This is a genomic window from Aquimarina sp. MMG016, from assembly GCF_018100805.1.
Taxonomy (GTDB): domain Bacteria; phylum Bacteroidota; class Bacteroidia; order Flavobacteriales; family Flavobacteriaceae; genus Aquimarina.
In genome coordinates this window covers 36,112-50,888 of record NZ_JAGJEA010000020.1, presented here as the reverse complement: position 1 = coordinate 50,888, position 14,777 = coordinate 36,112, and the positions used below count along the sequence as shown (strand labels likewise).

16 protein-coding genes are annotated in these 14,777 nt (G+C 32.0%); 6 read left to right on the top strand and 10 right to left on the bottom strand.

Annotated features, from left to right (window positions below; genetic code table 11):
• Positions 1-27 precede the first annotated feature (27 nt).
• Together J8M14_RS22810 and J8M14_RS22805 are read right to left on the bottom strand one after the other, a co-directional pair.
• Positions 28-795: a hypothetical protein gene (locus tag J8M14_RS22810; protein ID WP_211077151.1), complete on the bottom strand. Its 768-nt coding sequence runs from the start codon at positions 793-795 to the stop codon at positions 28-30.
• A 10-nt stretch (positions 796-805) separates the two neighbouring features.
• Positions 806-964, bottom strand: a complete 159-nt coding sequence (locus J8M14_RS22805) for a YqaE/Pmp3 family membrane protein (protein WP_211077150.1) — start codon at positions 962-964, stop codon at positions 806-808.
• 105 nt (positions 965-1,069) lie between these two features.
• Between J8M14_RS22805 and J8M14_RS22800 the strand changes: the two genes are divergently transcribed.
• From J8M14_RS22800 to J8M14_RS22785, 4 genes are all read left to right on the top strand, one after another.
• Complete coding sequence (locus J8M14_RS22800; RefSeq protein ID WP_211077149.1) at positions 1,070-2,134, top strand: helix-turn-helix transcriptional regulator; 1,065 nt, start codon at positions 1,070-1,072, stop codon at positions 2,132-2,134.
• 148 nt (positions 2,135-2,282) lie between these two features.
• Positions 2,283-2,750, top strand: coding sequence for a DUF1573 domain-containing protein (locus J8M14_RS22795; RefSeq protein WP_211077148.1), 468 nt, complete (start codon positions 2,283-2,285; stop codon positions 2,748-2,750).
• 187 nt (positions 2,751-2,937) lie between these two features.
• Positions 2,938-4,629 carry a lysine--tRNA ligase gene (lysS, locus tag J8M14_RS22790; protein ID WP_211077147.1) on the top strand — a complete coding sequence of 564 codons (1,692 nt, stop codon included), beginning with the start codon at positions 2,938-2,940 and terminating at the stop codon, positions 4,627-4,629.
• Between the two features lie 216 nt (positions 4,630-4,845).
• Positions 4,846-5,457 carry an SPOR domain-containing protein gene (locus J8M14_RS22785; RefSeq protein WP_211077146.1) on the top strand — a complete coding sequence of 204 codons (612 nt, stop codon included), beginning with the start codon at positions 4,846-4,848 and terminating at the stop codon, positions 5,455-5,457.
• An 87-nt stretch (positions 5,458-5,544) separates the two neighbouring features.
• On the opposite strand, the gene J8M14_RS22780 is transcribed toward J8M14_RS22785, so the two are convergent.
• From J8M14_RS22780 to yiaA, 6 genes are all read right to left on the bottom strand, one after another.
• Positions 5,545-5,889: a DUF6515 family protein gene (locus tag J8M14_RS22780; protein ID WP_211077145.1), complete on the bottom strand. Its 345-nt coding sequence runs from the start codon at positions 5,887-5,889 to the stop codon at positions 5,545-5,547.
• A gap of 385 nt (positions 5,890-6,274) precedes the next feature.
• The gene (locus J8M14_RS22775; protein ID WP_211077144.1) at positions 6,275-6,826 is read right to left on the bottom strand and encodes a GDYXXLXY domain-containing protein; all 552 of its coding nucleotides are present in this window, start codon (positions 6,824-6,826) and stop codon (positions 6,275-6,277) included.
• 9 nt (positions 6,827-6,835) lie between these two features.
• The gene (locus tag J8M14_RS22770) at positions 6,836-8,113 is read right to left on the bottom strand and encodes a DUF2157 domain-containing protein (RefSeq protein WP_211077143.1); all 1,278 of its coding nucleotides are present in this window, start codon (positions 8,111-8,113) and stop codon (positions 6,836-6,838) included.
• Between the two features lie 53 nt (positions 8,114-8,166).
• Positions 8,167-8,442: a hypothetical protein gene (locus J8M14_RS22765; protein WP_211077142.1), complete on the bottom strand. Its 276-nt coding sequence runs from the start codon at positions 8,440-8,442 to the stop codon at positions 8,167-8,169.
• A gap of 55 nt (positions 8,443-8,497) precedes the next feature.
• Positions 8,498-9,238, bottom strand: coding sequence for a ceramidase domain-containing protein (locus tag J8M14_RS22760; protein WP_211077141.1), 741 nt, complete (start codon positions 9,236-9,238; stop codon positions 8,498-8,500).
• Positions 9,239-9,356: 118 nt separating this feature from the next.
• The gene (gene yiaA / locus J8M14_RS22755) at positions 9,357-9,833 is read right to left on the bottom strand and encodes an inner membrane protein YiaA (protein ID WP_211077140.1); all 477 of its coding nucleotides are present in this window, start codon (positions 9,831-9,833) and stop codon (positions 9,357-9,359) included.
• 178 nt (positions 9,834-10,011) lie between these two features.
• Here yiaA and J8M14_RS22750 point away from each other — a divergent pair, with 178 nt between their 5' ends.
• Together J8M14_RS22750 and J8M14_RS22745 are read left to right on the top strand one after the other, a co-directional pair.
• Positions 10,012-11,511 carry a hypothetical protein gene (locus J8M14_RS22750; protein WP_211077139.1) on the top strand — a complete coding sequence of 500 codons (1,500 nt, stop codon included), beginning with the start codon at positions 10,012-10,014 and terminating at the stop codon, positions 11,509-11,511.
• 40 nt (positions 11,512-11,551) lie between these two features.
• Complete coding sequence (locus J8M14_RS22745) at positions 11,552-12,097, top strand: hypothetical protein (protein ID WP_211077138.1); 546 nt, start codon at positions 11,552-11,554, stop codon at positions 12,095-12,097.
• Positions 12,098-12,138: 41 nt separating this feature from the next.
• Here J8M14_RS22745 and J8M14_RS23230 read toward each other — a convergent pair whose 3' ends face one another.
• Together J8M14_RS23230 and hemL are read right to left on the bottom strand one after the other, a co-directional pair.
• Positions 12,139-12,852: a hypothetical protein gene (locus J8M14_RS23230; protein WP_247672748.1), complete on the bottom strand. Its 714-nt coding sequence runs from the start codon at positions 12,850-12,852 to the stop codon at positions 12,139-12,141.
• A gap of 629 nt (positions 12,853-13,481) precedes the next feature.
• Complete coding sequence (hemL, locus tag J8M14_RS22735) at positions 13,482-14,771, bottom strand: glutamate-1-semialdehyde 2,1-aminomutase (RefSeq protein ID WP_211077161.1); 1,290 nt, start codon at positions 14,769-14,771, stop codon at positions 13,482-13,484.
• Positions 14,772-14,777 lie beyond the last annotated feature (6 nt).

Genomic DNA, 14,777 nt, shown 5'->3' with positions numbered 1-14,777 from the left:
AAAAAGCAGCCGATGGGCTGCTTTTTATTATTTTTCTAATTCTACTTCGACATCCAGAACCTTGGGGTTTTCCATATATTCCATAAAACCGACTTCAAGGGTAAAACTCTTACCATCCTGGCTAAACATTGCTTTCTCCGAGGAGATTTTCTTAATCTTTCTCGGAAAATGATAATTCAACTTATATTTAGAACTACCTAAAAACATTCTCATTTGCTCTAAGCTGTCCAAGCTTTGTTTTAAAACTTTCTCGTCAATAATCTCTGTAACCCTTTTAAATGTATTTTTATTAAAAGAATAAGATACTTTGGAACCCTCAACCTCTGGAGTACCCATAGGTATTGGAGGCCCAGATTGTCCTTTTTCTTCGTTTTTACCTTTATTCCCTACTGCACTCGCAGTTTTAAAGTCATTAAACACATCTCCCAATTCTGAAACATCTTTAAAATCTGAGTATAGGTCGAATTTCATTTCTTGAGCACCTGTATTCATAACCATATGCATTTTGAAATTTTCCAATCGCTTCAGTCTTTCCTGTTCTGATTTAGGCAATTGTGCAATACTATCTTTTTTCTCTTCGAGAAAATCTTTGAATACAATAGTTGAGTCAATAATTTCCTGTTCCCCTTCCTCAGAAAATTTATCTCCAGCCATCTTCATTAACTCAGAACCATCAAAATTAATAGCTATTTTACCGCTTCCATCTTCATTGATATGCAAATCTTCAGAAAAATTACATCCAACAATTAATACTGATATTACAATAAATTTTAGACCAACAATAAGATTCTTCATGTGTAATTTGTTATTTATTTGGGTTATTTAATATGACTAATGCTGCTATAACTCCCGGAACCCATCCGCAAATAGTCAGCAATAAAACGATTAATACAGAACCACAGCCTTTATCTAATACAGATAAGGGTGGAAAAAAAATAGCTAATAAAACTCTCCAAAAACTCATAAATACTTATAAAATAAAATTATTGTTATACCTATATGTAGTTGTATATTTTATTATGTTACAATGTTATGAAATTAATCTATATATTTCTGATTTCTTTTTAATATGAAATTACATTTTCTACTGTTTTGCATTATATCACTATCCGTTTGTAAGTTATCTTATGCTCAATATGAGTTTTCAGGGTATGTAAACAAAAATGAATGGCCAGACGAAGTCTACTTATCAATTATAGAAGATTACAGAAAAATATTGGGTATCTATCCAGAGCAAATTATTCAAAAAATTATTCCAGATTCTACGGGATATTTTGAATTTGCAGGAGACAATTTACCTATCACCAATCGTATTTATAGAATCCAGGTAGACAATTGTTCTAACAATCACAAAAATAGAGCTCATTTAAACGGGGTTTGCACGGATACTCAGGAGATTCTATTTATTGCTAACAATAATGATAAGGTTACATTACCCTTTACATTTGACAAAGAAATGTTCTGCAAAATTGTTTCGAATAACGAAAAAAGTAACGCATTTATCAAAGTTGATTCAATTATTGACGAGATGCGTTTTGCTTTTGGAAATTATCGCAGTAAGGCAAATCACAAAATCAATTCTACTAAATGGATCAAGACTTTGCAAGAATTCGGAAAAAGCACGGACGAACCTCTTGTAGAACTTCGTATATATGCTTTTTTATCTAATAAAACCAATGAGTTATACTCCAATTACCTGGAAGACCTCAAAGACAATACATATTATGATGAATTATTAGGAAGGCTTCAACAAAGATATCCTAATAGTGTTTATACCCAACAATATGAAAAAGAATTAGCTTCAGATAAATTCCTACTCGATCCCGAAAAAGTTATTTCTCAAAGATCTTGGTCGTCGATTCTTCTTATTTTATTAATTCTATCTACACTTCTTAATATCTTTCTATTTATTCTATATAAAAGAAAAAAAAGCTTACCTCTCATTTCAGATAAAAAACTCACCCCGCAAGAACAAAAAATACTGGACCTCATTCTACAAGATAAAACAAATAAGGAGATCGCAACTTCTATATATGTAAGCGTTAGCACTGTAAAAACACATATTAACAATCTTTATAAAAAACTAGGGACCACCTCTAGAGAAGAAGTTAAAAACCTATATATCAACAAGTAAATAAAAATCCACCCCCGGGTCTAGTCCCTATTTCAAACCCTTGAATATCCTTTTTTAGCTTTTAAATTTTCAATTTTGAATCAGATCTTTTTATATAAACAAACCAAAATGATCTTATAAATTCATTAATAACTTAAAAACTAAAAAAATGAAAAGAACCACTTTAATTACAATCGTAGGAGTATTTTTTATCACTTTAGCCTCCTGTCAAAACAATAATGCCGCACAAAAAGTCAAAGCCGAAAATGTAGAAATGGCTACCACACGAGATGCAAAATCCATAGCTCTACCCGTAATGGCTTTTACTGAAACTGAGTATGATTTTGGAACAATTAATGAAGGTGACAAAGTAGAACACGAATTCACATTCACCAATACTGGTAAAGCACCATTAGTAATTATCAATGCAAAAGGGAGCTGTGGATGTACAGTCCCAGAATGGTCAAAAGAACCAATTGCACCGGGAGCATCAGGAACCTTATTAGTAGCTTTTAATTCTAATGGAAAACCAAACCTTCAAAACAAGCAAATAACCATTACCGCAAATACCGAAAAGGGTAAGGAAATTCTAAAAATAAAAGCTATGGTTACTCCAAAAGCTAAGGTTAATCGCTAATAGTTTAGTATAGAAAAAATTCAATATTACCCTTTAACAACTTTTAAAAACAAATCCCGTTAAACAGCGGGATTTATTGATTTTGTCCTTTTTTATTTTGAAATATATAAAACCTCAAAATTGAGTTTCACTAAATTGAAAGATTACACCATAGTTCGTATCTTTGCACGCTTAAAACGGCAACATTATGCAATTATCAGAACAAGAAATTGTAAGAAGAGAAAAATTAAAATCCTTACGTAACTTAAACATCAATCCTTATCCGGCGGCATTATATCCTCTTGATCATACTTCATCTAAAATTAAACAGGAGTTCGAAGAGGGTAAAAAGGTAGTCATTGCAGGTAGATTAATGTCCAGACGTATTCAGGGTTCTGCTTCTTTTGCTGAGTTGCAAGATGCAGATGGCCGTATTCAGGTTTATTTTAATAGAGATGAAATTTGTACCGGAGAGGATAAATCCAAGTATAATGATGTATATAAAAAACTTCTAGACATTGGGGATTTCATTGGTGTAGAAGGAGAACTTTTTACTACTAAAGTAGGTGAAAAAACAGTGATGGTAAAAGATTTCACATTATTAAGTAAGTCTTTAAAACCATTGCCATTACCTAAAACTGATAAAGACGGTAACATCCATGACGAATTTAACGATCCGGAAATGCGCTATCGTCAGCGTTATGCTGATTTGGTTGTAAACCCTCACGTAAAAGAAGTTTTTGTAAAAAGAACAAAGCTTTTTAACGCTATGCGTCAGTTTTTTAATGATCGCGAATATTTTGAGGTAGAAACTCCAATTTTACAGCCTATTCCAGGTGGTGCAGCAGCAAGACCATTTGTTACCCACCATAATTCGTTGGATATTCCATTATATATGAGAATTGCTAATGAGCTATATCTAAAAAGATTGATCGTTGGTGGTTTTGACGGAGTGTATGAGTTTTCTAAGAATTTCAGAAATGAAGGAATGGATCGTACTCATAATCCTGAGTTTACAGCTATGGAAATCTATGTAGCTTATAAAGACTACAACTGGATGATGGATTTCTGTGAACAATTATTAGAATATTGTGCTGTTGCCGTAAACGGAACGACCAAAGCTACTTTTGGAGAACATGAGATTGATTTCAAGGCTCCTTATGCAAGAGTAACTATGGCAGATTCTATTAAGCATTTTACAGGTTTTGACATCACAAATAAATCTGAAGAAGAAATTAGAGAAGCTGCTAAATCTATGGGAGTTGAAGTTGATGACACCATGGGTAAAGGAAAGCTTATTGATGAGATTTTTGGAGAAAAGTGTGAAGGGAACTATATCCAGCCCACTTTTATCACCGATTACCCAAAAGAAATGAGTCCTTTATGCAAGGAACACAGAGACAATCCTGAATTGACTGAGCGTTTTGAACTTATGGTTTGTGGTAAAGAGATTGCTAATGCCTATTCTGAGCTTAATGACCCTATTGACCAGCTCGAACGTTTTGAAGCTCAGTTAAAATTAGCAGATCGCGGAGATGATGAGGCTATGTTTATTGATCACGATTTTGTAAGAGCCTTGGAATATGGTATGCCTCCTACCTCTGGTATGGGAATTGGTATGGATCGATTAATTATGTATTTAACAAACAATCAATCTATACAAGAAGTATTGTTCTTCCCTCAAATGCGACCAGAGAAAAAACAAATAGAGCTAAAGGATAACGAAAAAGCTATTTTCGAAATCCTTAAAAAAGAAAAAAGTATTGCGCTAGCCGATCTTAAAACTGCAGCTGGTTTAAGTAACAAAGCTTGGGACAAAGGAATGAAAGGCCTTTCTAAGTTAGGATTAACCAAGGTAACGAAAACTGAAGACAGTCTAATTGTAGAGGTTACAGAATAATATAACTCATATTGATAACTTATACAAAAACGCAACCTTTGAGGTTGCGTTTTTTTAACGGCCCAATAAAAAACTACACTGCTCAATTTATATAATTAGGTATCGCTTCCTAAAAAAACACTACATAATAACAGTATTATGTTTATGGTTAATCAGTAATTAATTTTCGCATGAGGGAATAATCTTCTATATTTGAAAACTTTAAAACTTATAACCATGCCTTATATTAGTGATGAAGAGCTATTGGATTTCCAGGTTCAAATTGATGACGCAAAAGAAGAAAAGCGGGTAACCAACTTCGCACACACAAAAGCTCTTAGAGAAGAAGAAGAAAATACAAGAAAATTTAAGATCGCCACAATTATACTTGGTTTTATAGCTTTATTAGGTGTAGCTGGAACCATTTATTTTATGAATTTCAACACTCCTAAAAACATAATTACCCAAAAAGAACATAACTCTAGAGTAAATATGTTGAATGATAAAATAGCTAGTCTAGAGGAAACCATACAAAACATCTCGATGAACCAGGAATTAGAAGGTAATGACGCTGATTCTAACGAAGAAAAAGGATCTCTGCAAGAAGAGTTGGTTTATGCAGTGCAGATTGGTGCTTTTGAGGATAAAGATTTATCTATGTATTCTGATGGCTTTGTAAACTTTAGAGAAATCAAAAGTGGAAGCTTTAATAAATATGCTTTAGGGAATTTCGAAACGCTCAATGAAGCTAAACGTTTCCGTAGAGAATTAGTAAAGCTAGGTTTTAGAAATGCATTTATTGCATCCTACCAAAACGGAGAAAGATTAAAAATTGAAGAAGCCTGGTAACTTATTTACCTGAAATAAAAAACAAAGAGAAACCCGATGCAAAACATCGGGTTTCTCTATTTAACCAATTAACCAACTCAAATAATCCTAAACATTTACCACAATATATTTTCTTCCTGATTTTCTGTAATACACACCTTTATACTTATAGTATCTAACTCCTCTTACTCTAACAACTTTATAGCCTCTTGGCAAAGTAGCAATACGCATTCCTACCGGAGCTGCTACTGTTACATATCTTCTATTCTTTTTAATATACCATACACCTCCACTTCTATAGTATTTTACATTTTTATGCACTACAACTTTTGGGTGGTGTAATTTGGTTATAACCACGTTATTCGCCGGTGCTACCCTAACGGTTGTTGCACAAGAAGTAGTTACTGCTGATAATAATAAAACCGGTAAAACTATTTTTAATATCATTTTCATATCCCTTATATTTTTAAGTTACTTACTACTAAGACTTGGATATTGAAAAAAGGTTTAATTTTTTATAAAAAATTAAAAAAATAATCACCCGTGAATAATGAAGAACAACATAAAATTACTATGCTCAACAAAATACATCTTTTATGTATTATACCTTTTCTTAGAAATAACACAACACTAATTCCCAGAAAAAATAGTTGAGCTAGCAAAAACGGGATCGTTAGTAGTTCTCTAAAAACCCCAATTATCGTATAATCAATTTCGAAGTAATCTATACAATATATGGTCGCAAAATAGAAAACAACAAGTAAGCTCGCCGCCAAAACAGTGATTCCGTTTATTTTATTAAGTACATTCATGTTAACATCCTTTTTTAAATTAAAAATTATTGATCCACATACTCCTTTATGGAAACATCGTTAATAATAACATCTTCGAGTACAGCTGCATCCCCTTTGATATAAACTAATCCATACACATTATCTATCAGGCTATCCCGATTTGCCTTTACATATGCCAATTCTGCTTTTGGTGCTTTGGTTTCTTCCATATAGTATCTATTAAATGGCAACCTAAATTTCACTTTGTTATTATAGTTTCCGGTTACTTTAGCTATTACATAATCCTGATCTATATCCAACTCTTCTTTGCTAATCTGATCTACTTTAGCAAAACCATGTTCATCATTTTGGATATAGACATATATTTTATCCCCATACACGTAGGTTGAATCTGATATCTCATATCTATTCATATCATATCTCAGTGTAATGTACTTCCCCCGAAAGGGATCTGTAGGATCAATTGGCATAGTTTTAAAACGATATGGTTTTCCTGTAGTAATAGTATCCTCGTTATTCCATATCATATGTGCCGGAACAAATATCTGTGCTATAGCTACAACCACAAATAATACTAGTATATATATTGTTTTCATATTGTATATTTATATTTTTAGTTTCTGTTGTTTTTTTAGCATCACATAATTGGTAAGAAAAAATCCTGCTCCAACTGCGACAAATAGAATTCCTCTAATAACAAAACTCATCCCGGTATCAAAAAACCTACAAACAATTAATATTGAAATTATAAGCATCCCATAATTAAGTATTCCAAAATTAAATTTGTCGGCTCCAATCTTGATTGCTGATATTCCTAAAGCAAATACTAACAAATTAGTGAGTACCGCAGGAAACATAATTTCTACAGGTAAGAAATATATACTCCAAAAAACCAAAAAAGCGATCTGGAATATGTTTATTGAACGAATACCCTGTTTAACTACCGCGTATATCAATCCAGATAAACCGATCATGAAAAGTACCAGTGCTGTATAAAATCCCTGAGTATTTAGTATAAACTCTTCAGGAAGGTCTTCCCATATCCAACGAAATGTAAATATCATCAAACAAGTCACAGTACCCAAAGAACCACTAATTAGAAATCCATTTCTAAGATTACTCAATTCTTTGAATACAACTCCTCGTCCGATAATATAAAATATTCCAAATAGTGTGATATACATTAAAAAACCAAAAAGTTCTGCCCTTTCTACAAATGCACTGAGAGCATAAGAAATACTTAGAGGAATAATCCAATTAAACACAGTAACAACATTACTTGATATATTGGTTTTTAAAAGTTTCCAATAATGAGGAATAATTGCAAAGAGAAAAACGATATACAACCATGGAGTTTCTGTATCCCTATAGCTCCATTCTGTTGCTTCAAATGCATAACTTGCACTAAAAATTAGTAGAAGTATAGTCAAGGCATGTGACCTTAACAAATAAATCAATGGTAAACAGAGGATAATCCAAGTTTCTAAAAAAGTTCCTAAATCTCCCGGAATGTTATAAATCTGACCTACCAAAGCAATACTAGCCCCTACTGAGAAGAACAAGAAGGTTCCTGAGGCTTCTTTCCAGGTGATACTTTTGTTCTTCAGTATGGAATATCCCGAAAAAAACTGCCCTAATACTAAAGGCACGAAAGCCAAAATAGTTTTAGTTACTCTGGAAAAATCATCCCAGTTATGGGCCAACATTAAAATAATACCCGAACCAATCAATAATGCTCCAAAAACTCCAAAAATGGTAAACAACCTATTGGGTTTATTTGAGTTTTTGATAGTATAGTATTGCTTTATTTTTTCTGAAAGCTCAGGTGAAATGACCTTATCTTTCACAAGAACTTGTAGTTCTTTATTAAATTTTGAGCTCATTATAGTATTGATTATAAAGTTATAAAGTATGCTTACTGATTATAAATAAATCTCTATTGAATACATAAACAAAAAATAATGACTAACATAAAGAGTAATTCAAAAACCGAGAGCTTTAATGGTTTTATTGTGTTTACCAAAACTCTATCAATTACAAAAAATGGTAAAAAAAGGATTACGCCACTTAATATCAAAACTCCAACTAAACTTGCTCCACCGTCAAGAGTTAATCCATATATCCCAGAAGGAATCCCAATAATAAAAACTATAATACCTATTAAAAGAAATAGTGTCGGTTTTTTCTTTAAATTTTGTCTAAAGTTCTGCATTTTAATAGTGGTTAATTATACATTATGTCCTTTATTTTATACGATATAAAACAAATCATTCTATGATTAGTTTTCTTTTGTTATATGCATTCAATATATAATAAAGGCCTACTCCGGCTATAATATGCTTCAAAGAATGACCACTTATGTATTTTAATACTCCATAAAGTTCTACATCATAATATTCCAATGATTTTGCTATTGCATATGTCAATAAAAGAAACCAATATGAAGAACTATGAGTAAATCTGGATTTAAAAAAGATAAGTATTATTGGAATCGCCAGCATCGGATAAAACTGAACAAACCCATAAAGACGCAAATCTTGCGGTTCCCCTAAAATCCATAAAATCACAGAAAAAATCCCTAGGATAAGCAAAATTGGAAAAAGTACTTCTCCTAATTTTTTAGATACAAACTCACTGATAACAATTGAAAACATACTCATAAATACAATTGTCATCGGTAATCTATCCCAAATTAATGTATAATTATCAGGTTGAAGATGATAATAGATTGAACCTATTCCTGTTAGTAGAATTCCCATGAAAAAAATCAAATATTGAACCTTCTCTTTTTGAATTCTGCGATATTTATAAACCCCCAGAATACCAACAATTATAAATGGCAAATTTGATATCACATTCCAAAAGTTTGGAACGTTAAAAATATTTCTATTGTCACCAAATGCATGGAACTGTTCGTTCTGAGTGAACGGGCCAATACTTGCTAGAGCAATTACCCCTATTATTCCAAAAAAACATAATAAAAAGTTTCCTATCGTTCTTTTTTTCATTTTAAATCAAATTATAAATAAATACTGTATTTATCTTAAAAAGACAGCCGCAACCACACGGCCGTCTTTTCTAATCATCAAAACAAGGAGTCGACCCCAATCAACCCCTCCTTTTGATTTACTGCTCCTTACTTTCGATGAATTTTTTATCTCGTGTATTCTTTTGCACTGCAATTGCAGCAAAAAGACTCAGGGTAAAAGACATACCGTAGAATCCTTTTTCACTTAGTTCCAAATCAGCATTCCATAACCCTATAATTAATAAAACTATTGATGCTAATGCTGCAAACCAGCTGATTCCATAATAGATTTCTGTTACCTGTAACCCTTCTAGTTTATCCCTTACATTTTTTTGCACAGATACTGCAGAAAACAATCCAAATAATAAAATGGTGAAATAATAACCCTTTTCATTCAGTTCCATATGAGCATTCCATAAACCCGTACAGAATGAAACCATACCGGCAAGAAGAGCTACCCATGATGCACTTATAAATGCAGGTGTTGGCTTTTGATCATACACTTTTGTTTCTTTCTTTTCTGTGTTGTCTGATATAGTTTCTTCGATCAGATCGTTACTAAATTTGTAGTCCATATTAATTGATTTTGATGATTAATTAATTGTTCTCTTAATATTTCTGAACAGGACAAATTTGCGACAACAACTTGAGGTGTGAAATTCAATTTTTACCAAAAACTTACGATATATTTTATACTATTTACACTATATATTAATATTTAAAGTATTTTTATTCAAAATTACTTACGATATAATGAATAGTATTTCTTCAATCATTCAGACACTGACCCTAGAAGAGAAACGAAGTTTCATTACTCAATTAAAGCAAAAGAATAAGCGAAACGATACCAAAAACATTCAATTGTTTAAACTTTTTGACTCTAATGAAGAAGTAAAAAACCCTGACCAGGTTATTTACGGAAAAAAGTCCAAAGGAGCCTTCCATGCATTATGCAAAAGACTACATGACAGTCTTATTGACTTTATAGCTTCTAAAAGTTTTGAAGGAGAAACTTCAGAAGAAATGGAAATCTTAAAACTTTTGCTATCCAGTAGAATATTCTTTGAACAAAAACAATATAAAATAGCGCTAAAAACCATAAGAAAGGCTGAACATAAAGCCAGGAAATATGATTTATTCAGCATCCTAAATGAAATTTACTATACTAAAATTCAATACGCCCATGTCAATGACAAAAAATCTCTTCATGAATTGATTTATGATTTTAACCAGAACAGAAAGCAATTTCATCAAGAAGAAAACCTAAATCTTTTTTATGCTACAGTTCAAAATGAGTTAAGTAAAAATACTGTTGATTTTGAATCTATTATAAAAGCCACTTTGGTGAAATTCGATATCTCCTTAACAAAAGACCTAACATTCCGATCGCTTTTCAAAATCCTGGAAATCACTAACAAAACTGCCTATATTACTCGTAATTACCACACTATCCTTCCATTTGTTACAGAAGCATATCAACAAATTGAGTCTAAAAATGATTTAACAGAGAAACACTTGTTCTATCATATTCAGATTCTATATTATGTTGCTAATGTATATTTCAGGAATAAACAGTTTGAAACCTCACAAAGATACCTTGACTTGATGCTATCCCAAATGAAAAAACAAAGACATAAATATTATAAAAGGTTCTTACCGCAATATACGTTACTACAAACATTAAACCTTAATTATAGTGGTCAAACTGAAGCGGCGATACCAATCCTAGAGCAATTTGATTACAAAAAACATAAGGATCAAATCACTTATACCTTAGATCTGAAATTAACCTTAATCGTATTTTACTTTCAACAATCTAGATGTAAAGATGCTTTAAGAATATTTAGAGAATTTTATCATAGTGACATTTGGTATACAGAAAAAGCAGGATTACTATGGGTTATTAAAAAAAATCTAGTAGAGATTTTACTACATCTAGAACTAAATAACATAGATTTGGTAGAATCACGACTAAATAGCTTTAGAAAAAAGCATAACTCTTATCTAAAGAATAATTCTGAGACCAGAGTATTAGAATTCCTAAAACTTGTTACTGAATTCCATAAAAACCCAAAAGCAATAACAGCTGAGAAATATAAGGAAAAGGTAAAAAATACATTATCCAGTCTCGAACCCGAACAAGAAGATATTTTTGACCTGAGTGTCTACGCATGGTTAAAAGCCAAAATTAATAATGATCAATTATATACTACTACATTAAGCCTTATAAATCGCTCACAACAAATTCAATAACAAATCGTTATAGTTATGTAATAACTTAGGGGGCATACAAATGAATATATTACCGAAATATGGGCTATTGCAATACAGAAATGCCGTAAGAATATACACCAAAGATATTCTCGAAAGCCTTAGCCTGTTCAAAAAAGAAACTAAAGAGCACAAAACAACTTTACTAATTATTCACGAACATGGTCAATTAGAGGAATTAGATAGTGTAATCAATTTTTTAAAGAGTTTTGGAGTACTCATTTATGCAGATTGGATAGATGAAGATATAGCTAGAGATAAAAGCGATACTACTATTCAATATTTAAAAAATAAGGTTAGCTCAAACGAAAAAATTATTTTCCTGGCTACTGAAGAAGCTATTCAGTCAAAATGGTGCAATTGGGTGTTAAGGTTTATTGCTACACAGAATCGGGATGTTGTTATTTTACCTATTCGAGAAGACTTTAGTGATTATGGTGGTATCGATTTACTTAACAAATACCCATATATCAATGAAATTAGTGAAAATAAGTATCAAATCAGATATCCTAAAGACAATACAGAAGAGCTTGAAAACTGGTTGGAATCTGTAACAGCTATTGCCTAAATATATTAATAGAACCTACTTTTCCGAAAAAAGTTCACCGATCAATCAGCCTTAATACTATTTTTTTTATTTACAAAAGCGTATTTATTAATTAGCAATACAAACAAAACCGGCAACATCCAATTACTATATAAAAAAAACCTACTAATACTATGTTCTACAAGACATACTAGTAGTACATTACAAAATACATAAAGCATCAATATGCTAGAAAACAAAGTGATATCACGCTCATATTTTATATATAAAGTTATTGATGAAATCAAAATAAGCAAATGCAAAAACAACATATGAAACCCTCCAAAAGCATGAATTATGTTATTATAAAAAAGACGTATACATTCAGAAAAATTATCATAAAAAAGAGGTAGCCACATTGACACCAACAACTTATTATTCTCTATTATAGCCTCATGACTTTCTGGATTATCAGGGTTTAAAAACTCTCTACCCTTTAGAGAAAGAACACCAAAAGATAAATGCGCATAGTTATCATGAAAATGACGATACTCATTATCATTTAGCTTATTAGACACATAAAACTCCTTAGTCACTTTACGATCTACAGCTTTTTTATATACGTATTTAAAATACTCTTGTTTTTTAGTATCATCATAAATTTTATAGTCGCCCACATCTGCTACAAACATAGGCATACTCACAATTTGCACACCGGTATTAGATGTATTAACAAAATATCCCGTAACCACATAGTGATAAGTCCTATCTACTAGTGATATTAAAATCGGGAGCATAAATATCATTAAAAGTGACATCCCAAATCGTTTAAAATCTTTGGTTCTAAACCAAAAATAAATTAGAACGACTGCTATAACCGGAAGTAGAAAAAAGAATTGAGTTCTAACTAACAATCCAATAAACAAAATAACCAAAAAATACCACAATGACCTTTTGTGATTCTCGATCATATATCTAAAAAAGAAAGTCAAAATCAATAGGAAACAGGAATACCCTAAACCCTCTGTGGTAATTCTATTACTCACTAAATACTCAGTAATAAATAATGGAGATAATAAAATAATATCTAAGAAAATTAACAGGCCTTTTCGAATGTTAAAAATCTTCTGCAAGACTTTGACAAAATAAAAAACAGAAATCAGGCAAACGATAAGTTGAATAATAACAACGTAGTAAAAATAACTATCCTCACCCAACAATTTTCTAAATACGAAAAGGAAAGATGCATAAGCTGGTGGTGTTATTAGACTTAAATGAACATAACTACCTGTGTCTGGTTCTGTAATTACTCCAGTCCATAAAACGAACACTGAGATCACTAAATATAATATCCCACGAAATATATTATGAGACTTATTGATCCACATACAGAGGGGGTGAAAATGCAATCACAGACATAATTTAATTATTTTAATTTCATAGTAACCTTCTCTACAGCTCCAATAGTTTCATCTAAATCCTTATAAGAAAGTGCTTCTGTGATAAACCAAGTCTCAAAAGCACTTGGTGCAATGTAAACACCATTATCCAACATGCCGTGAAAAAACTTTTTAAAGGTTTCATTATTTCCTTTTGCGGCAGTTTCAAAATCAACAATAGGAGTTTCATCAAAATGTACAGATATCATTGAACCCGTTCGATTGATTGTATGTGTAATATTATAATTTTGTAACACTTTAGCAACACCTTCGTGTAGATAAGCTGTCTTTTGATCGATACTTTTATATATCTGTGGATTACTATTTAATTCGTTTAACATTGCTAACCCCGCAGCCATCGCCAATGGATTTCCACTTAAAGTCCCTGCTTGATAAACGGGTCCTAAAGGTGCTAAATGATTCATAATTTCTTTTCTTGCGGCAAAAGCACCAACAGGAAGTCCTCCCCCAATTACTTTTCCAAAAGTCACGATATCCGCATCTACTCCTAATAATTCCTGCGCCCCTCCTTTAGCCAGTCGAAAACCTGTCATTACTTCATCAAAAACTAACAAAATATCATTAGCATCGCATAAAGCTCTTAATCCTTCAAGAAAACCTTTTACCGGAGGAATACACCCCATATTACCAGCAACTGGCTCTATAATAATACAAGCTATTTCACCTTTATTGGCATTAATAATACTTTCTACATTTTCCAGATCATTATATCTTGCTAACAAAGTATCCTTTGCCGTTCCTTCTGTTACACCAGGACTATTAGGACTTCCAAAAGTTACAGCTCCACTACCCGCCTGAATCAAGAAAGAATCACTATGACCATGATAACAACCAGCAAATTTGATGATCTTATCTTTTTTGGTAAATCCCCGTGCCAAACGTACAGCACTCATACAAGCCTCAGTACCAGAATTCACAAACCTGATCTTATCCACATTAGGAACCATCGAAACAGCTAGCTCGGCGATCAGAGTTTCAATCTCCGTAGGCATCCCAAAACTAGTTCCTTTTTTAGTTTTTTGGATCACAGCATCGACTACTGGTGCATATGCGTGTCCTAAAATCATCGGGCCCCAAGAATTGATGTAATCAATAAGACGATTACCATCTTCATCATATAGATATGCACCTTTTGCTTCTTTAACAAAAATAGGATCACCTCCCACTGCTTTAAAAGCTCGTACCGGAGAATTTACTCCACCTGGAATTACTTTTTGAGCTTCGGCAAATAACTCGCTACTTCTTTTATAAATCATCATGAA